Source organism: Rhodanobacter sp. A1T4 (genome assembly GCF_014207185.1).
Taxonomy (GTDB): domain Bacteria; phylum Pseudomonadota; class Gammaproteobacteria; order Xanthomonadales; family Rhodanobacteraceae; genus Rhodanobacter.
Genome location: NZ_JACHCP010000005.1, coordinates 435,629 through 454,163 on the forward strand (window position 1 = coordinate 435,629; position 18,535 = coordinate 454,163).

Annotated in this window: 16 protein-coding genes; 6 read left to right on the forward strand and 10 right to left on the reverse strand. The window is 60.8% G+C overall.

Features of this window, described 5'->3' with window-relative positions:
- Positions 1-11 precede the first annotated feature (11 nt).
- From HDE80_RS12715 to speE, 6 genes are all read right to left on the reverse strand, one after another.
- Positions 12-899: a glycosyltransferase family 2 protein gene (locus HDE80_RS12715; RefSeq protein ID WP_184671379.1), complete on the reverse strand. Its 888-nt coding sequence runs from the start codon at positions 897-899 to the stop codon at positions 12-14.
- Positions 896-2,059, reverse strand: coding sequence for a polysaccharide pyruvyl transferase family protein (locus HDE80_RS12720; RefSeq protein WP_184671381.1), 1,164 nt, complete (start codon positions 2,057-2,059; stop codon positions 896-898). The genes HDE80_RS12715 and HDE80_RS12720 overlap by 4 nt, the downstream gene beginning before the upstream one ends.
- The gene (locus tag HDE80_RS12725) at positions 2,056-3,426 is read right to left on the reverse strand and encodes a polysaccharide biosynthesis C-terminal domain-containing protein (RefSeq protein WP_184671383.1); all 1,371 of its coding nucleotides are present in this window, start codon (positions 3,424-3,426) and stop codon (positions 2,056-2,058) included. Before HDE80_RS12725 ends, HDE80_RS12720 begins: the two co-directional genes overlap by 4 nt.
- A 171-nt stretch (positions 3,427-3,597) precedes the next feature.
- Entirely contained in the window at positions 3,598-5,802 is a 2,205-nt protein-coding gene (locus tag HDE80_RS12730; RefSeq protein WP_184671385.1) for a polysaccharide biosynthesis tyrosine autokinase, read from the reverse strand.
- A 47-nt stretch (positions 5,803-5,849) separates the two neighbouring features.
- Entirely contained in the window at positions 5,850-6,287 is a 438-nt protein-coding gene (locus tag HDE80_RS12735) for a low molecular weight protein-tyrosine-phosphatase (RefSeq protein WP_184671387.1), read from the reverse strand.
- A gap of 396 nt (positions 6,288-6,683) precedes the next feature.
- Complete coding sequence (gene speE, locus HDE80_RS12740; RefSeq protein WP_184671389.1) at positions 6,684-7,553, reverse strand: polyamine aminopropyltransferase; 870 nt, start codon at positions 7,551-7,553, stop codon at positions 6,684-6,686.
- A 367-nt stretch (positions 7,554-7,920) separates the two neighbouring features.
- On the opposite strand from speE, the gene speA reads away from it, so the two are divergent.
- The 4 genes from speA to HDE80_RS12760 all read left to right on the forward strand — a co-directional run bounded on the left by speA (position 7,921) and on the right by HDE80_RS12760 (position 12,527).
- Complete coding sequence (gene speA, locus HDE80_RS12745; protein WP_184671391.1) at positions 7,921-9,807, forward strand: biosynthetic arginine decarboxylase; 1,887 nt, start codon at positions 7,921-7,923, stop codon at positions 9,805-9,807.
- An 82-nt stretch (positions 9,808-9,889) separates the two neighbouring features.
- Positions 9,890-10,723 (forward strand): undecaprenyl-diphosphate phosphatase, encoded by an 834-nt coding sequence (locus HDE80_RS12750; protein ID WP_184671393.1) that lies wholly within the window; start codon positions 9,890-9,892, stop codon positions 10,721-10,723.
- 85 nt (positions 10,724-10,808) lie between these two features.
- Positions 10,809-11,612, forward strand: coding sequence for a 3-hydroxybutyrate dehydrogenase (locus HDE80_RS12755; RefSeq protein ID WP_184671395.1), 804 nt, complete (start codon positions 10,809-10,811; stop codon positions 11,610-11,612).
- A gap of 51 nt (positions 11,613-11,663) precedes the next feature.
- Positions 11,664-12,527: an NAD(P)-dependent oxidoreductase gene (locus HDE80_RS12760; RefSeq protein ID WP_184671397.1), complete on the forward strand. Its 864-nt coding sequence runs from the start codon at positions 11,664-11,666 to the stop codon at positions 12,525-12,527.
- A gap of 39 nt (positions 12,528-12,566) precedes the next feature.
- Here the strand turns inward: HDE80_RS12760 and HDE80_RS12765 are convergent, their stop codons facing one another.
- From HDE80_RS12765 to radC, 4 genes are all read right to left on the reverse strand, one after another.
- Positions 12,567-13,034 carry a thioredoxin family protein gene (locus tag HDE80_RS12765; protein ID WP_184599897.1) on the reverse strand — a complete coding sequence of 156 codons (468 nt, stop codon included), beginning with the start codon at positions 13,032-13,034 and terminating at the stop codon, positions 12,567-12,569.
- Positions 13,035-13,164: 130 nt separating this feature from the next.
- On the reverse strand, positions 13,165-13,878 hold the full coding sequence (locus HDE80_RS12770; protein WP_184671399.1) for an SPOR domain-containing protein: 714 nt from the start codon (positions 13,876-13,878) through the stop codon (positions 13,165-13,167).
- Positions 13,878-15,566 carry an arginine--tRNA ligase gene (gene argS / locus HDE80_RS12775; RefSeq protein WP_184671402.1) on the reverse strand — a complete coding sequence of 563 codons (1,689 nt, stop codon included), beginning with the start codon at positions 15,564-15,566 and terminating at the stop codon, positions 13,878-13,880. The genes HDE80_RS12770 and argS overlap by 1 nt, the downstream gene beginning before the upstream one ends.
- A gap of 524 nt (positions 15,567-16,090) precedes the next feature.
- Entirely contained in the window at positions 16,091-16,762 is a 672-nt protein-coding gene (radC, locus tag HDE80_RS12780) for a DNA repair protein RadC (RefSeq protein ID WP_184599894.1), read from the reverse strand.
- Between the two features lie 96 nt (positions 16,763-16,858).
- Here radC and coaBC point away from each other — a divergent pair, with 96 nt between their 5' ends.
- Both coaBC and dut read left to right on the forward strand, forming a co-directional pair.
- Positions 16,859-18,067: a bifunctional phosphopantothenoylcysteine decarboxylase/phosphopantothenate--cysteine ligase CoaBC gene (coaBC, locus tag HDE80_RS12785; protein ID WP_184671404.1), complete on the forward strand. Its 1,209-nt coding sequence runs from the start codon at positions 16,859-16,861 to the stop codon at positions 18,065-18,067.
- On the forward strand, positions 18,064-18,531 hold the full coding sequence (dut, locus tag HDE80_RS12790) for a dUTP diphosphatase (protein ID WP_184671406.1): 468 nt from the start codon (positions 18,064-18,066) through the stop codon (positions 18,529-18,531). Before coaBC ends, dut begins: the two co-directional genes overlap by 4 nt.
- Positions 18,532-18,535: the final 4 nt, after the last annotated feature.

Genomic DNA, 18,535 nt, shown 5'->3' on the forward strand with positions numbered 1-18,535 from the left:
CAGAATGAGGCTTAGCTACGTACGGGCTGATGGGGCCCGGCCGGCTTTCTGTTCCATCGATGTAATCGGGAACGCAGGTAGCGCCTTGCGAACTTGACCAGCGAAAACAGGTAGATCGGCACCGCCGTGAATACGCCGATATGTTGCTCACGGAAAATCCGACGATAGCTGTCCAGCTCGCCCTGCTCCATGCGCCATACCTGCTGGCTCAACCCGCCGGCACCGAAATCAGGCTTGTAGGCAAAGGCGAGCGGCACCTCGAGCACACTGGCTTTGTTGCCGGCGAAGACGATCTGCATCCACAGCAGGTAGTCCTCACAGTATTTCTTCTTGGGTTCGAAACGTTGCGGGAGATCTCTGCGCAACATCACCGAACGGGTAATGAATTCGTTGAAAAGCAGCAGCCGAGTCTTGCTCACGGCACGGGCATGACCATCGGATTGCGATGACAGTGCAGGCTCATCCGCTGGTTGACCTGACGTCTCCATGTGACCGCCACGGTGGCCACTGAGCGCGAGCTGCGGATTGTCAGCCATCAAGCGGTACTGCAATTCGATCTTGCGCGGATGCCAGCTGTCGTCGGCGTCGAGAAAGGCGATGTAGGTTGTCGTTGCCGCATCCCACCCCGCATTACGGGTAGCACCAGGACCGTCGTTCTGAGGCTTCGCGATCACCTGGATCCAGCCGGGCGGGTATTGCGTCTGGAGCAGGTAGAGCTGGTCCAGGGTGTCGTCGCCACTCAGGTCATCAATCAGAATGACTGCCTCAGGCAGCTGGCTTTGCATGGCAATGGACTTGACGGCACGCGCGATCGTGTCCGCACAGCGATAGCACGGAATGACGACGCTTACAGGGACTTGCGGCGCTCGGAATGCGGGGATGATGGGATGCGTGTTCATGACTCAGGCCGCGTCGCGCTGGCGTCGACTGACTGGTGTTGACTGACCCAGGGAGCGCCGGTGAAGTGACGGGTCGATTCCTCGGCATATTGCGTCGGGGACAACTTCGGAGCGGACTGATCGGTGAACAGTTGCAAGAGTTTGTGTTCGAAATCTCCGGCGAGCTCATTGGCCAGCGCCGCGTCGTCGGTGCGAACCCGGATCGCACCGGGCTGGCCGATGTCGTCCAGAAAGTCGCTGCACTTCTTGTGATACTCGAACAGGATGAAGGGTACGCCGCACAGATAGGCCGTGATTGCACCATGCAGCCGCACGCTCACCACGGCATCGCAGGTGGCGATATCCCGCCAGGTACCTATAACGCCGCGTTCCGCGTACTCGATTCGCTCCACGGCAACGCCGGCGGCCTTCAGGCGCTCGCTTACGTGCTGACTGCGTTCGGTATCACCATGAATGGCATGGCTGTTGAGGCTGAAAATCTTGACGCGAACATTCCGCTGTTTACTGACGGTCGCGACGAACAGATCGTCGATGCGTCGGGTGATCTCGGGCTTGCCGCCGATGTTGCATGGAGCGTAGCCGATCACCTTGGTCTCGCTTGCGGTCTTTTCCATCGGCCCCGCCAGCGCTGGTGCGAGGCCAGCCAGGTCGCGCCCGACGGCGATGCGCGCATCGAGCTGATAGCTCTGTAACAGCGCATATGACGCTTGGTCGCGCACCGAGATGTACTCGAAGCGACGCAGGAAAGAGACCACGGCGTCCTCGGATGCGCGCGAGTCGAACGGCCCGATCGACACGCCGATTGCCGAGAACTTTTTGCCGCTGAGCCTGGAGATGCGTTCGGCCATGTCCATGATGCGGGAGCGGTTGGACGAAAACAGCGAGCCACCGCTGAACACGAACTTGCCGCCACTCAACAGTTCCTTGGTGGAGAAAAGTGTACGAATCAGTTTGCCGGCCTTGTCATCGCTGGCGTACTGGTCAGCGGAGATGAAAGTCGGCACGGAGAACCGCTCAGTCTGCCCGGTAATGCGCGGACCGAGAATGGTAGGAGAGAACTGCGGCCACCAAGTCCTGGCACCGTAGGTACTGACGACGCCGAACAGATCGTCGCCATAGTTTTTCATCCCGTAATAGCCGGTAAAAATCACATTTTTCATGAATGCGCTTCCGCGGCCTGGGGAGACGTATCGGTGAACAATTGATCGTAGCGCCTGAGTACGCTGACCGTGAAAAGCAGCAGCAGGGTCAGTTCGGTGATGACGGTGACTACCGCCGCGCCCGTGGTGCCGTAGTGAGGAATCAACGCCACGTTGAGTACGATGCAGACGATGGCGCAGATGGTTTTCAGCTTCACCCGATGCCGCATGTGATCGCCGGTGCTCAGCACCGAGCCGACGCTGGTACTCAGAAAGCGCAGCGGCACGCACACGGCCAGGATGTCCAGCAGGCTCGAGGCATTTGCGTATTTGTGACCAAACAACAGGGGCACCAGGTAGGGCGCCACCAGCCAGATGAAAAGCATGGCGACAACGCCGATCGCCAGCATGGCCGCCGAGCCTAGTTTCAACGAAGACAGCAGCCGTGGTTTGTCGTTGCGTGCCCAGCGGTGCTGCTTGGACAGCAGGAACTTCGTGTACAGCACGATGGGCAACAGGTAGATCGCATTCATGATATTGAACGCGGCGTAGTAGAGGCCCGCCGCCTCGTTGCCGTCGAGATATTTGAGTAATACGTTGCTGATCTGTAAATAGGCCAGGTACAGGATCACATCGAGACCGAACGGCCATGCTTCCCGAGCCACCGTCCCGATGGTGGGCGTCGCGGTAATTGAAGAGGCGGGCGGCAGATAAGCCGGCACTGCGCTGCGTGGACCGTGTCCGTGAAGGTCAAAGCCCGGTGCACCCATCTCGATGATCTGCTTGACGGTGACTGCAATCAGTCCCACCGCCACGATGGTGTAGATGATGGCAATCCAGGCCAACCGATGGGCGCTACTCACGAACAGAAAAGCCAGCGAGATCAGGATCAGCCGCGCAGCTTGCGGGGAAATCTGCCACAGCGATATGAAGATGTAGCGTTCTTCGAGCTGCAACTTGCTGATGGTTAGCTCGATGGCCGCCAGGCCGGCGATGCTGGGCGCCATCAGTAACAAGGTGATTCGGGTCGTGTCGTCGTTGGGTCCGAACTGCGCCCAGGCAGCGAACACGAGCAAGGTGATAGCCGTGCTGAGCACCACGAAATGCAGCGAGCCGCTGACCCAGCGCTGGGCGGTCCAGCCCTCCTGACCAAAGGCTTTCAGCCAGAAGCCCTGCAGTCCGAAACCGGAAAACTGCGACAGCATGGTAATCAGCGCCAGGGAGCTGCCGAAGATGCCGTAGGTTGCCGGATCGAGGTGGCGCGCGAGCACCAGCTGGGTCAGGAAGGCGAGCCCGGCCGCAATGATGGAGCTGCCCCAGAGCAGGGCGATTTGATGGAGTGACCGCCATCGATTCAAGAGCAATTGTCTTACCTTGTGCAAGGGCATGGTTGTTTCTGCGGATTCAGCTGACAGCGACAATCAGACCGTCGGAACCGCACGACCATGTGTGGCAGACGCCTGGATGAGTCACCATGCCGAGGGGCGCCATTGCCGGGAACAGGCTCTGCGCTGTATGCGCTGAGCCAAGCTTTCCGGTGACGCCCGGACGACTTTGCTTCAGCCGTCGTCAACGGCACTTCCATAGTTAGCGTAGCCGTAGCTGTAATAGCCGGACGTGCGCTTCTCCACGGCATTGAAGATGGCGCCCTTGAGCGGGATACCGTTTTGTTCAAATCGCTGCATGGCGAGTGCCAGTTCCTTCGGTTGATTGACGCCGAATCGGGCTACCAGCAGGCTGATGCCGGCGTGGCGACCAATCACGGCGGCGTCGGTCACTGCCAGAATCGGCGGCGTATCGATGATCACCTGATCGTACGACGCGGCCATACGCTCGATGAACGCACCGAAATTCGGATGCGTCAGCAATTCCGAGGGATTCGGCGGCACCTGGCCACGCGGGATGAAATCCAGATTCTCCACGCTGGAATGGCGTCTGGCCTTTTCCAGATCGATCTTGCCGCTGAGCAGTTCAGATAGACCATTGTTGTGTTTGTCTCCAAGCGTGCGGTGCAAATCACCCCGGCGCAGATCGCCGTCAATCAGCAGCACGCGCTGGCCGGCGTTGGCGATCACCGCTGCCAGGTTGGTCGAGATGAAGGTTTTACCCGCATTCGGGCTGGCGCCCGAAATCATCATCACGTTGTTCTTCGCTTCCAGCCCGGCAAAGTGCAGGCTGGTGCGCAAGCTGCGCAATGCTTCGACGGCTAGGTCTGCCGGCGCGTTAACCGCCAACAAATGCAGTCTGCCATCGCGCCTCCGCTCGCGAGCGGAGTCTTCACTTTGTGCCGAGCTCAGCGGAATAGAGGCATAAACCGGCAGGCCGATTTCCTCGATGCTGGCAGGATCCTCGATGCCGCGGTTGAAAACCTGCAGCAGCAGCACGTATCCGATGACGAGGAAACAGCCAAGGAACGGGGCGATCAGCACGATCAGGATCTTTTTTGGCTTGAGCGGCGAGGTAATGTCGGTTGCGGCCACGTCCACCACGCGCACATTGCCGATCGTACCGGCGCGCGCAATGTCGAGTTGCTGGGCCTGATTGAGCAGGCTGGTATAGGTGGTATTGCTGACTTGTACATCACGGTCCAGCTTCAACAGTTGCTGCTGGGTGTCGGGCAATTGGCCGATCTGATTCTCCAGGCCGTCCTTCTGCGTATTCAATGTGCCGATCTGCTGCATCAATGCCTTGTAGGCCGGATGCTGGCTCGTGTAGCGACGTTCGATATCGGCCTGTTGCATGCGCAACTGCTCGATGTTGTTGTCCAGGGCGACGGACTGATCCAGTAAGGCCTTGGTCTGCATGGTGATGTCTACCGAGTGGGCCTTGACCTGGAAGACATTCATCGCTGCCTCCGCTTTTTCCAGGTCGCGGCGCACGCCGGGCAGTTGGCCTTTGACGAACTCGAGCTGATGGGCGGCTTCTTCGGAGTTGCGAGCCACGTTCAGACGTACGTATTCGTCGTCGATGTGGTTCAGTACGGCGATCGCGAGGTCAGGATCGGCGTTGGGATAGGTCACCTGGATGATGCCCGAGTCCTTGCCCTGCTCCTCGGCATCGATATCCTTTTGTTGCAGCTGATCGATGGCCGCCAGGGTGCGCTGCCGGACGACGTCGAAACCGGTACCCGGATTGGCCTTGAGTGTTGCGACCTGGATGGTTACACCGTGTCCGCTGGCCGGTTGACCGACGACGCCGTTCAACAGCAGGTCGTCGTGATTGTCATACAGGGTGAACTGGCCGTTCTGCCCGGCCCGCAAAGTCAGTGTCTTGCCGAATAGTGGCGTGGGAACATCCAGTTGATAGATGTCCAGCTTTTCGCCGCCCCATGCGTAGCGGCTAAGACCTATATGTGGCGGAGCCACATCGCCGGGATGATCGGGCAGGTAATGGCGTGATATGTAGCCGCCGATCAGCGGAAAGCGCCATGGCTGTATCAGGATATCCAGCTTGAGATCGCTTACCGCCTTGCCAAGCACACGGCGCGATGTGACCAGCGCGATTTCCGTCACGGCCTGTGAAGTGGAGGCTCCCAAGGTCTGGCTGAGCTGGCTCAACCCTGGCAGCGTTGGCATGGTTTGCTCTACCTGGAGCAGCGAATCGGCCTGATAGATCGGTGTGGCCAGCGTCACATAAGCCAGCGAGACGACCAGAAAAATAAGCGTCACGGCGATGATCAGCCATTTGCGGTCGAGCAATGTGCCAATGAGCTCACGGAGGTCGATGCTGTCATCGTCTTTTTTCTGATCGGTCGTATGGGGCATTCGTTACCTGCTTTGCACGATCGTTGATGTGCGGGGGTTGAGGTGAATCACTGGAGGCGTTCGACCCAGCTCGAGATTGCATCGTCGATCAAGTCGTAGACATGTTCGAAAGCGACGCGATGCTGGCGATAAGGATCAGGAATGTTCCTGTCCCCTTGCCATTTGCCTAGCATGAAAACTTTGCCGCTGACTTGTGGTGCGGATTGAACAATCGTGGCCACATGACGCTTCTCCAGTACCAGGACCAACTCTGCAGAGCGCAGCATGTTTTCATTGAGCTGACGTGCGACGTGTGCGCCGCCATCAATGCCGTGGTCGGCAAGAACAGCAAGAGCGGTTGCATCCATGCCATTCCCAGCCAGTGCACCTAGGCCGGCAGATTCAACGTTTATATCGGTAGCGGAAAGGCGGTGGCGGAAAAGGTACTCGGCGGTAGGACTGCGACAAATATTGCCTACACACACGACTAGGATGCTTTTGAACACGTGAAGGCCTTGGCTATTTCTGAACATGCCTCAAGACAGATGTGCGACCGGGGTGATCGTCACACCATGCGAAATGGAACGTCCTTGGTTCGCCTTCACCCTATCCGAAGAAAACCGAACGTCCGCGGAACACAGCGTGTCCGGATGCCCGTTTTGGGCGGTAGTTCGGCTTCTGGCGCGGATTATGCGATTGACTTGGCAGATCAGCGGTGTTCATGGTCCTGTCGGGTATTCGCCCAACGCACGACCGCCCGTGCCATGAACCTCTTGGTTCATGGGCATCAGGTTTGAGCAAATCTTTCAAAAGGCCGGGCCTGCGGCCAGGAAGCGTGGCCCAAGCGTCACGTCACGGCGGAAGCGCCGTGACGTGATCTCACTTCGATGATTCTCGCGCGATTACTCGCCCAACGCCTCGCGCATGAATTCCGGCTGCGCCAGCGCGGCCTTGTGGATATCGGCGTTGTAATAGCGGGTGGGGAAATTCTTGCTGATCGCGCCACGCTCGCGGAAGCCGGACAGATCGCCGCCCTTGCGCACCATGGTGCAGCTCCACCAGCCGGTGGGGTAGCACGGCTGCGGGAACGGCAGCGTGCGCACGGCGGAAAAGCCCGAAGTGCGCATCGCCGAACGCATCGACTTGATCAGGTCCAGATGGACCAGCGGCGATTCGCTCTGCTGCACCAGAATGCCGCCGTGGCGCAGCGCCTTGTAACAACTAGCGTAGAACGCGGAATTGAACAGGCCTTCGGCTGGGCCAACCGGATCGGTCGAGTCGACGATGATCAGATCCAGCGACTCCGGCTCGGCTTCGGCCATGTACTTGATGCCGTCGATAAACAGCAGTTGGGCGCGTGGGTCGCTGTTGCTGTCGCACAGCTCGGGAAAATACTCCTCGGCCAGCCGCGTCACGCGCTCGTCGATCTCGACCTGCACGGCCGATTCCACTTCCTCGTGCTTGAGTACTTCGCGCAGCGTGCCGCAGTCACCGCCACCGATGATCACCACGCGCTTGGCGCGCGCGTGGGTGAACAGCGCCGGGTGCGTCATCATCTCGTGATAGAGGAAATTGTCGCGCGTGGTCAGCATCACGCAGCCGTCGATCACCATCAGATTGCCCCAATCGGTGGTCTTGTAGATCTCGATAGTCTGGAACGGCGTCTTCTCGGCGTGCAGCAGCTGCTCGGTGCGGAAACCGATGGAGGAGCCGGAAGCCTGGTGGGCTTCGGTGAACCAGCGGGCTTCATTCGGCGTGGGCTGCTGCGACATGGCGGGTGTTCCTGACGTGCGAAGGGAGATTTGGGTCGTCCATTGTAACTGCTGTGGCGGCATCCTAAAAAAGCTTGCCGCCAAGGCGCGTCCAACTGCCATACGCATATCGTCACAGGTGACCATTACAATGGCGGTTCGGTGGACCGGCGCAGTGCGTCGTTCAGCTGGCAAGTTCGATTGGCCCCGCGGCGTGCGAGGCTTCCGGTCGGTCGAACTTCGTGCCCGATGACGTGTAGCCCTGTTGGCGGCGCGTTAGCGGACAACGCCGTCAAGGCTCGCCGCTGCGACGCATCTGCTAGTGACAGGCTGTTTGGGCACGACGCTCACGGCCGTCCAGATCTGGTTACTTGAGGAGATGCCTTCCATGGCGAAACAGTGGAATACCGCCGCCGCCCGCGATACCTATGCGATGGCGCACTGGGGCGACGGCTATGTCGACGTCGATGCGGCCGGTCATATCGTGATGCGTCCCCGCGGCCCGACCGGCCCCGCCCTTTCCTTGCCCGGTATCGTGGCCCGCGCCCGCGAAGAGGGCCTGCGGTTACCACTGCTGGTGCGTTTTCCTGACATCCTGGCCGATCGCCTGGCGCGGCTGCAGGACGCGTTTGCCAAGGCTATCGGCGAGTGGAATTACGCGGGCGGCTATACGGCCATCTACCCGATCAAGGTCAACCAGCAGCGCGGCGTGGCCGGCGAGCTGGTGGCCGCGGGCACGCACGGCTTCGGCCTCGAGGCCGGCTCCAAGCCCGAGCTGATGGCCGTTTTGGCGATGGCGCGACCTGGTTCCATCGTGATCTGCAACGGTTACAAGGACCGCGAGTACGTGCGGCTGGCGTTGATCGGGCTGAAGCTGGGTCTGCGCGTGCATATCGTGATCGAGAAATTGTCCGAGCTCGACCATGTCTTTGCCGAGGCCAAGGCGCTGGGTGTAGAGCCGTTGCTCGGCGTGCGCGTGCGCTTGGCGTCCATTGGCGCGGGCAAGTGGCAGAACACCGGTGGCGACAAAGGCAAGTTCGGCCTGTCGCCCGATCAGGTGCTCACGCTGATCAAGCGGCTGGATGCGGCGGGGCTCAAGCATACGCTGAAGCTGCAGCATTTCCACATGGGTTCGCAGATTTCCAACGTGCGCGACATTGCCAATGGCATGCGCGAGGCTACGCGCTATTTCGTCGAGCTGACCCGCATGGGCGTGCCGCTGGAGATCGTCGACGTTGGCGGTGGTCTTGGCGTCGACTACGAAGGTACGCGCTCGCGCAGCCACAATTCGATCAACTATTCGATCGACCAGTACGCCGCCACCATCGTGCAGTCGCTGGCCGAGGCGGTGGAGTCGGAGGGGCTGACCGCGCCGCACATCCTTACCGAGGCGGGGCGTGCGATGACCGCACACCACGCAGTGATGGTAGTCAATGTCACCGAAGTGGAAGAAGTGCCGACCGGCTCGATTCCACCGCCGGATGCGGTCGAGCCGGCCGTGCTGCGTCGCTTGCGCGAAACGCACGAGGAGCTGGATCGCCGCCCACCGCTGGAACTGTTCCACGAAGCCCAGCATCATCTTGCCGAAGGTCAGGCCTTGTACGCGCTGGGCCAGCTGACGCTGACCGATCGCGCGCGGCTGGACGAGATGTACTACGCCATCGCCAACGCTGTGCGCACGCGCCTGCTGCCGGCCGAACGTTCGCACCGGCAGGCGCTGGACGAGCTGGACGAGAAGCTGGTCGACAAATACTTCGTCAATTTCTCGGTGTTCGAATCGGTGCCGGATATCTGGGCGATCGGGCAGATCTTCCCGATCGCCCCGATCGCCCGGCTCGACGAGCAACCGACGCGCCGCGGCGTGATCGTCGACCTCACCTGCGACTCGGACGGCCGCATCGATCATTATGTCGATGCCGAGGGCGTCGACGTGAGCCTGCCGCTACATGCGTTGAACGAGGGCGAGAGCTATCGGCTCGGCATCTTCATGGTGGGTGCGTACCAGGAGACGCTGGGCGACATCCACAATCTGTTCGGCGACACCGATGCGGTCAACGTGCGGGTCGACGGCGACAGCTATGTATTCGCGCACAAGCGAAGCGGCGACACCACCGATCTGATGCTCGATTACGTCGGCTACGACCTGGCCGCGCTGCGTGCAGCCTATGCTGACAAAATGTCTGCTGCCGGCATCGTTGGTGAAGAGGCCACATTGCTCATCGAGTCCTTGCACCGAGGACTGCTGGGCTATACCTATCTGGCAGAAATTTCCTGATCACTCGTTACGCCATGCAAATTACCCTTGCGCAGAGTGAACGGCGCGCATCGCGCATGACTATCGAAGTAAGGACGAAGAGATGAATGTACTGCTGTTGCTATTGCTGAGTGTCCTCCAGGGTGTGACCGAGCTGTTCCCGGTCAGCAGTCTCGGTCATACCTTGCTGGTTCCGGCGCTATTCGGTGTGCATCTGGACAAACATACGCCGGCGCTGCTGCCGTTTCTGGTGTCTTTGCACCTGGGAACAGCCATGGCGTTGCTGTGGTATTTCCGCGCCCGCTGGATGGCCGTCGCGCAGGGATTCTTTGGCACCTTGCGCGGCCGCTCCAGTGACGAGGGGCAGCTGGCCTGGGGTTTGATTGTCGGCACGATACCGGCAGGTCTGGTGGGTTTGTGGCTGGAAAAGCCGTTGGAGCATCTATTCCACGATTTGCGCATTGTGGCGCTGGCCCTGATGGTCAATGGCATCGTGTTGTGGCTCGGTGATCGCCAGCGCGAGGACGATGCGCCGCAGGGCGGACCACAACGCCTGACCCTTGTGCAGGCTGCGTTGGTGGGGGTTGCGCAGATTGGCGCGCTGATTCCCGGTTTTTCGCGCAGCGGCCTGACCATGATCGCAGGCAGTCGAGTCGGGCTGAGCCGCAAGGACGCGGCGGAATTCTCATTCCTGCTCGGCACGCCGATCATTCTTGCGGCTGGTGTGCTGGAATTGCCGAAGCTGCTGCATGACCACGCCCAGCTCGCCACCGCCGCCTTGGGCGGATTACTGACCTTTATCGCCGCCTATCTCAGTGTGCGTTTCCTGATGCGTTATTTCGAAGGCCACGGACGTCTGGCGTCGTTTGGCATCTACTGCATCGTGGCCGGCGCGCTTTGCCTGGGCTGGTTTGCACTGCACCCGGTTCAATCCTGAACCTCCCTGCAGGCTCTTGGTGCGCTCGCAGAGGCCCGAGCGAGTCGCCCTATCATCGGTACTTCCCTCGCGTGAAGGAGTCGGTATGACAAGTCTTGACGGCAAAGTGGCGCTGATCACTGGTGCGGCCAGCGGTATCGGCAAGGCTATTGCCGAGGTATATGCGCAGCATGGTGCCAGCGTGGCCATTGCCGATATCAACCAGCAGGCTGCTGACAAGGTGGCTGACGAGATCCATGCTGCTGGCGGCAAGGCGATCGGTATCGCGATGGACGTGACCGACGAGGCCGCCGTCAACGCCGGCACCAATGCGGTGGTCAAGGCGTTTGGACGTCTGGACATCCTTGTCTCCAATGCCGGTGTGCAGATCGTCAACCCGATCGAGCGGTTCGATTTCGCCGATTGGAAAAAGATGCTGGCGATCCATCTCGACGGCGGCTTTCTGACCACCAAGGCCGCGTTGCAGCATATGTACAAAAAAGATGGCATGAACGGCACAAGCCGAGGCGGCATCGTGATCTATATGGGTTCGGTGCACTCGCATGAGGCATCGAAACTCAAATCGGCTTATGTCACTGCCAAGCACGGCCTGCTTGGCCTGGCGCGCACGCTGGCCAAGGAAGGTGCTGCGCATAACGTGCGGTCACATGTGATTTGCCCGGGTTTCGTGCGCACGCCGCTGGTCGAAAAGCAGATTCCCGAACAAGCCGCTACGCTTGGTATCAATGAGGAAGCGGTGATCAAGGACGTGATGCTGAAAGACAGCGTCGATGGCGTGTTCACCACGGTCGAGGACATCGCACAGACGGCGCTGTATCTGGCCACCTTCCCGTCCGCCGCCTTGACCGGACAGTCGATCGTGGTCAGCCACGGCTGGCATATGCAGTAGATACGGTTAGTTGCGTACACGCGAAAACCGACAACCTTTCAAGGACTACAGATGAGCATCAAGGCAGGTTTCATTGGTCTGGGCGCGATGGGTGCCCCGATGGCTACCCATCTTCATGAGCACGGCCTGTTGGTTGCCGTCGCCAACCGTACGCATGCAAAAGCGGCGGCGCTGGCGCAACAGCTAGGGGTAACCGCACCGGACACGCTGGCCGAGCTGGCCGCGAAGTGTGATGTCATTGCGCTGTGCGTCACCGCCGATGCCGATGTACTGTCCACGATCGAAGCGCTGGTGCCGCAGCTGCCGCCGGGGGCCATCGTGATCGATCATTCGACCGTGGCGCCGGACACCGCACGACGTGCCGCGACACGCCTTGGCGAAGTCGGTGCGCATTTCCTCGATGCGCCGGTGTCCGGCGGGGTGGAAGGCGCGAAGAACGGCAAGCTGTCGGTGATGGTCGGTGGCGATGTTGATGTGCTCGAGCGTGCGCGGCTGGTGCTGGAAGCCTATGCCTTGAAAGTGACCCATCTCGGTGCGGTCGGGGCGGGACAGGCGACCAAGGCGGTCAACCAAGTGCTGGTGGCCGGCATCGCCCAGGCGGTGTGCGCGGGACTCGCCTTGGGTGAGGCGCTGGGGCTTGATCCGGAACGCCTGATTCCCACGCTGGGCGCTGGTGCGGCCGGCAACTGGTTTCTGGAAAAGCGCGGTGCGACCATGCTGCGCGATGAGTTCAGCGTGGGCTTCAAGCTCGCCCTGCTGCACAAGGACCTGGGTATCGTGCGCGGTATCGCCGAGCAGGCCGGAATCGATAGCCGACTCATCAAAGAGTCACTGGCCGACTACGCCGAGCTGATGAGTCAGGGCTATGGCGATGACGATATTTCGGCGCTGATCCGGTTGAAGCGCAAAAGCTGAGCGGCGAGGGCCGCCCAGCTCATTTCCAACCCGTAGCGGTTACTTCGTTGCGGATTGCGACGTGGCAATCGCCTGCTTGAAGAAGCCGTAGACGCCGTCGTCATTCATCCGGCGCGCGTTCGACAGTTCGCCCGCTTTCGTGGAGTAGAGAATCTTGTCGTCCGGCGACACGATCACTGCCGCAGGAATACCGTTCTTGGTCGGATCATCGTAACGCTTGGTGATATCGAGGTTGTGATCGAAGTTGCCGACGTCGATCTTCACCACCTGGAACTGCTGCTTGATCAGCCCGGCATTTTTTTCGGTCTTCAGCGCGCGATCGAGCGAGCGGCAATCCTCGCACCAGTTGGCGCCAAAGATCAGCAGCACCGGCGTATGCCTTGCCTTGGCCTGGGCCAGCGCGTGCGCTACGTCGGCATTCGCATCGGCGGTGGTGTTATACGGCAGCTCGGCGGCAGACACATTGACACCGATCAGCAAGGTAAGCAGCAACAGCAGTCGTTTCATGGGCACGATCCATACGGGGACGAACCCTGAGCATAACCGGTTAAACACGCGATGTCGTTTTAGCCGTCCAAACAAAAACGGCGCCTCTTATGCAACTTGTGCATGAGGCACGTGCGCGGTTAAGGCTGAGCTATTTGCCTTCCTTCAGGGCAATCGCATTGATGCCGGCACTGGCCAGCCGCTGCTTGGTCGATTCCAGATCAGTGGCGGAGTGGAACGGTCCCAGCCGCACGCGATGGTAAGCTTGGCCGCCGACATTGACGGATTGCACCGTTGCGACAAAGCCTTGCATGGCCAGTTTTGCCTTCAAGGTTTCTGCGTCGGACGGGTTCGGGAACGCGCCGACCTGCAGCAGATAGCCACTACCAGCCGCGGAGGTCGGTGCCGGGGCGGCGGGTGCGGCCGTAATGGTTTCGCTGATAGCCGCCGGCGCATTCGTATTGACGGGCGCTGACGGCGCTGCGGCGGTTGGTTGAGCGGCAGCCTGCTGCTGGGCAGCCGCCTGTTTTTGCTGTTCGGCACGCGCCTGTGCGCTGATCACGGCATCGGGAATCCGCACTTCCTTCTCCGACAGCACGGAATAGAAATCGAACTGCGGCTTTTTCGGCGCGGCTTCGGCAGAGGTTGCCGGCACCACACCAGGGTCGCTGCTGCTTTCCGCGGTGGCCTGCGGATTGGCCTGTGGGCCATCGGGTTTGTGCAGGCTGTCGAACAGCGATCCGCGCATCACCACCGCCGTCATGATGACGCCCAGTACGATGCCGATCACGGCATAACCCCAGCCGGGAAAGCCGCCGCTGTTATTGCGCACGGCCTGCCGACCCTTGCCCTTGCGTGGTGCCATTACATGCTCTCCGGGGCGCTCAGGCCCAACAAACCCAGACCATTCTTCAGTACTTGCCGGGTGGCGACCACCAGTGCAAGGCGCGCGTTGCGCAGCGCGTCGTCGTCGACCAGGAACTGATGCGAGTTGTAGTAAGTGTGAAACGCATTGGCCAGTTCGCGCAGCCACGCGGCAATAATATGCGGCTCCAGATTCACCGCGGCGGCCTCGACCAGCTCCGGGTATTTCGACAGCTCGGTCAGCAGGATCTGCTCGTGTTCGTTGTCCAGCCGGGCGAGATGCGCAAGACCATCCTGCAGATCGAAGGTGAAGCCCTTTTCGGGCGCCTGGCGCAGCACGCTGCACACGCGAGCGTGCGCATATTGGATGTAATACACAGGATTGTCGTTGCTCTGCGAGCGCGCCAGATCGATGTCGAAAATCAGCTGCGAGTCGGTCTTGCGAGCGATCAGGAAGTAGCGCGTGGCATCACGACCAGCTTCTTCGATTAGATCACGAAGAGTGAGGTAGCTGCCGGCACGTTTGCCAAGCTTAACTTCTTGGCCATCCCGCATCACCGTGATCATCTGGTACAGCACGTACTCGGGCCAGCCTTTAGGAATACCCACATCCAGCGCCTGCAGACCGGCTTTCACTCGTGCCAACGTGCCGTGGTGATCTGCGCCCAATACGGTCACGGCGTGCTCGTAGCCGCGCTGCCATTTGCTGAGGTGGTAAGCCACGTCGGGCACGAAATAAGTGAACGTACCGTCGGACTTGCGCATCACGCGGTCCTTGTCGTCACCGTAGTCGGTCGTGCGCAGCCACAGTGCACCCTCGCTCTCGTAGGTGTGGCCATGGGCGACCAATCCCCGCACGGTCTCATCCACCTTGCCGTCGCTGTAGAGAGACGACTCGAGGAAATACACGTCGAAGCCAACGCCAAACGCCTTCAGGTCGAGATCCTGCTCGCGGCGCAAGCTGGCCACGGCGAAGCGGCGGATCGCATCGAGATTGTCGACATCGCCGGCACCCGCCACCGTTTCGCCATCGGCGATCACCGACTCACGATCGAGGTAGGCGCGCGCCACGTCGGCTATGTAATCGCCGCGGTAGCCGTTTTCCGGCCAGCTGCTGTCGTCCGGTGTCACGCCGCGTGCGCGCGCCTGCACGGAGATCGCCAGATTCGCGATCTGCACGCCTGCATCGTTGTAATAGAACTCGCGCTTCACGCTCCAGCCGATGGCCTCGAACAGGCGGCTGAGGCAGTCGCCGATAACGGCGTTGCGGCCGTGGCCCACATGCAATGGTCCGGTCGGATTGGCGGAGACGAACTCCACGCCCACGGTCTTGCCCGCGCCACTTTCGCTGCGGCCGTAAGCATCGCCCTGATCGAGAATCTGACGAATCTCTGCGTGATAGGCGCTGGCGGCCAGAGTGAAATTGATGAAACCGGGTCCGGCGATCTCCACTTTTCTCACCAGGGCGTTGGCGGGCAGCGCGGCGACCAGCTTGTCGGCTAGCTCGCGTGGCTTGGCGCGAGCCGGTTTAGCCAGCAGCATCGCGATATTGCAGGCAAAGTCGCCGTGCTCACGACTGCGCGCGCGTTCGATCACAAAACTGGGCAGCACCAGGTCCGCGGGCAGGGTGGTGTCGTTTTGCAAAGACTTGATTGCCTGCAGAACCAGTTCGCGCAGCTGTGCTTTCACGGGTGAGATCGAATTCGGATGGAACCGCCGATCTTAACAGACCGCCTTATGTGGCAGGCGGTAATACGGCGCCTCAACGACTTTGCGGGCATCTCGCGTGCAAACGAGTGCTGATTTTGATGCACCGCGGTGTTTGAGCCTGTGGATAAGTCTGTGGGGAAATCAGGACTTGGGCAACGCAAACTAATGGTGGTATGGGCAGAATCGGCAAAAGTCGATAAATAAATAATCATTATCATATACTTACGATGTATACCTCGATCCGCATACACAATGACCTCTGCAAGGGGCGGTATCACCATTTTGTGTATAAGTTTCGGAGACCTGCAGCACTCCTCTCGAACGGCAGAGGTCATCGGGTTGTCATGCAGCATGGCGAAGATAAGCAGGTGCCTGACATGACTCCCCTCCATGCATGGCATCCGGAGACGCCGCTCTCTCCCTCACTAAAATCGGCCCGGCGGTGTGGTTTATCTACGCCGCTTTTTTGTGCCCGAGGATTTTGTAGCGGCGGTGGAAGCAGCTCACAGCAGTCCCCGCGCCGCCATTGATACCGGCTCGCCGCTGCCGATCACCAGATGATCGAGAACGCGTACCCCGACCAGTTGCAGGGCGTCACGCAGTTCATGCGTGATCGCACGATCGGCCGCACTGGGTTCGGCCACTCCGGACGGGTGATTGTGCGCAAAGATCACCGCGCCGGCGTTGTGCTGCAGACAGGCACGTACGACTTCGCGTGGATGCACACTGGCGCCATCGATAGTGCCGCGAAACAGTTCTTCGAAGGCCAGCACCCGGTGGCGGTTATCCAGGTAAAGACAGCCGAATACCTCATAAGGCAGATGACGCAGTCGGGCGCGCAGATAATCGCCGCTGTCGCGTGGGTTGCCCAGACTCTGCCGCTGCTGCAGCTCTTCGGCGAGGCTGCGCCGCGCCAATTCCAGCGCGGCGGCAATCCGTGCCCTTTTGGCCGGACCGAGGCCTCCGGCGCGGATCTGCTGCTCAGGACTGCTCAGCAGCGCGCCGAGACTGCCGGCATTGCCGAGCAGCTCGCGACCCAGTGCAATGGCATCCTTGCCGCGGCTGCCGCTGCCCAGCAGTACCGCCAATAGCTCGGCATCGGACAGCGTGGCGCTGCCGCGGGACAGCAGTTTTTCACGGGGACGTTCGCCTTCGGGCCAGTCTCGAATACTCATGCCGTCAGACTGCCAGCTGCCGCACATCAAAGGCAGCGGATGAGGCAAATGAATCCGGTAAGCTAGCGGTCTGCCCGATTGTCAGGCCCGCCCTACATGAGTCTTGCCAAACGCCGTATCTTGCTGGGAGTGTCCGGCGGCATAGCCGCTTACAAGTCCTGCGAACTGGTTCGCCGTCTGCGCGATCTGGACGCGGACGTGCGCGTGGTGATGACGGAAAGCGCCACGCATTTTCTCAGCCCAACCACCTTTCAGGCGCTGTCGGGCCAGAGCGTGCGGGTGAGTCTGTGGGACGCACAGGCTGAGGCGGCGATGGGGCATATCGAGTTGGCGCGCTGGGCCGAACGCATTTTGATCGCACCCGCCAGTGCGGACATTCTCGCGCGGCTGGCACACGGCCTTGCCGACGACCTGCTGACCACACTGTGTCTGGCCAGTGCAGCGCCGCTGTATGTAGCGCCCGCGATGAACCAGCAGATGTGGGCGCATGCGGCCACTCGGGCAAATATCGAGACGCTGCGCCAGCGCGGCGTGGGCCTGCTTGGTCCGGCGTCGGGCGACCAGGCCTGCGGTGACGTGGGTAGCGGCCGCATGCTTGAAGCGCACGAGCTGCGCGATGCTATGGCCGCGTCGTTTGGCGACGGTTCGCTGGCCGGATTGAATGTGGTGGTCAGTGCCGGCCCGACCTATGAGGATATCGACCCGGTGCGCTTCATCGGCAACCGCAGTTCGGGCCGCATGGGCTTTGCGGTCGCGCAAGCCGCCGCACTGGCCGGTGCCAACGTGACCCTGGTTGCAGGGCCCGTGAGTCTGCCTACGCCAGCTGGCGTAGCGCGGCGCATCGATGTGCGCAGCGCGGCGCAGATGCATGTTGCCGTGTTGGATGCATCGGCTCTGGCAGACATCTACATCGGCGCGGCGGCGGTCGGCGACTACCGACCCAACTATGTCTCCGCGCACAAGTTGAAGAAGCGCGATGGGGCTGGCCTGTCGTTGCAGCTCAGTGAGAACCCCGACATCCTCACTAGCCTGTCAGCCAAACCGGTGCATCCGTTTCTGGTCGGCTTTGCCGCCGAGACGCACGATGTCGCGAACTACGCGCAGCACAAGCTGCGAAACAAGGGGCTGGACATGATTGCTGCCAATCAGGTGGGTGAAGGCCTCGGTTTCGAAGCCGACGACAACGCGTTGAGCGTCTACTGGGCCGATGGTGCGATCGAGCTGCCGCGCGCAGCCAAACCCGAGCTTGCCCGTCAGCTCATTACGCAGATTGCGCAGTGCTATCGCGCGAGCCGCGCCGGATGAATCGACCGGTCATCGACATAGCATTGAAAATTCTGGATGTGCGCCTTGGCGACAGCATTCCGCTACCTGAGACAGCGACCATCGGCAGCGCCGGCATGGATCTGCGCGCGGCGTTGGAGCGGCCACTGACACTGGCGCCCGGCGAGAGTGTGCTGGTGCCCAGCGGCATCGCCATTCATATTGGCGATCCGGGCTGGTGTGCGTTGATCGTTCCGCGCTCGGGCCTGGGCCACAAGCATGGGTTGGTGATGGGTAATCTGGTTGGCGTGATCGATGCGGATTACCAGGGGCCGCTGATGATTTCGTGCTGGAACCGCGGCATCGAGCCGTACACCATCGACATCGGCGATCGCATCGCACAGCTGCTACTGGTGCCGGTCGCACAGGCACGCCTCAATGTCGTGACGGAATTTGTTGTCAGTGAACGTGGTGCTGGCGGATTCGGTTCCACCGGTATCAATTAGGTAG

What these genes read in the sequence shown, in the direction of transcription:
- coaBC (WP_184671404.1), top strand. Translation starts at nt 16,859, where the DNA reads ATGAGTCTTGCCAAACGCCGTATCTTGCTGGGAGTGTCCGGCGGCATA.
- speA (WP_184671391.1), top strand. Translation starts at nt 7,921, where the DNA reads ATGGCGAAACAGTGGAATACCGCCGCCGCCCGCGATACCTATGCGATG.
- HDE80_RS12765 (WP_184599897.1), bottom strand. Translation starts at nt 13,034, where the DNA reads ATGAAACGACTGCTGTTGCTGCTTACCTTGCTGATCGGTGTCAATGTG.
- HDE80_RS12730 (WP_184671385.1), bottom strand. Translation starts at nt 5,802, where the DNA reads ATGCCCCATACGACCGATCAGAAAAAAGACGATGACAGCATCGACCTC.
- HDE80_RS12760 (WP_184671397.1), top strand. Translation starts at nt 11,664, where the DNA reads ATGAGCATCAAGGCAGGTTTCATTGGTCTGGGCGCGATGGGTGCCCCG.
- HDE80_RS12725 (WP_184671383.1), bottom strand. Translation starts at nt 3,426, where the DNA reads ATGCCCTTGCACAAGGTAAGACAATTGCTCTTGAATCGATGGCGGTCA.
- radC (WP_184599894.1), bottom strand. Translation starts at nt 16,762, where the DNA reads ATGAGTATTCGAGACTGGCCCGAAGGCGAACGTCCCCGTGAAAAACTG.
- HDE80_RS12715 (WP_184671379.1), bottom strand. Translation starts at nt 899, where the DNA reads ATGAACACGCATCCCATCATCCCCGCATTCCGAGCGCCGCAAGTCCCT.
- dut (WP_184671406.1), top strand. Translation starts at nt 18,064, where the DNA reads ATGAATCGACCGGTCATCGACATAGCATTGAAAATTCTGGATGTGCGC.
- HDE80_RS12720 (WP_184671381.1), bottom strand. Translation starts at nt 2,059, where the DNA reads ATGAAAAATGTGATTTTTACCGGCTATTACGGGATGAAAAACTATGGC.
- speE (WP_184671389.1), bottom strand. Translation starts at nt 7,553, where the DNA reads ATGTCGCAGCAGCCCACGCCGAATGAAGCCCGCTGGTTCACCGAAGCC.
- HDE80_RS12755 (WP_184671395.1), top strand. Translation starts at nt 10,809, where the DNA reads ATGACAAGTCTTGACGGCAAAGTGGCGCTGATCACTGGTGCGGCCAGC.
- HDE80_RS12750 (WP_184671393.1), top strand. Translation starts at nt 9,890, where the DNA reads ATGAATGTACTGCTGTTGCTATTGCTGAGTGTCCTCCAGGGTGTGACC.
- HDE80_RS12770 (WP_184671399.1), bottom strand. Translation starts at nt 13,878, where the DNA reads ATGGCACCACGCAAGGGCAAGGGTCGGCAGGCCGTGCGCAATAACAGC.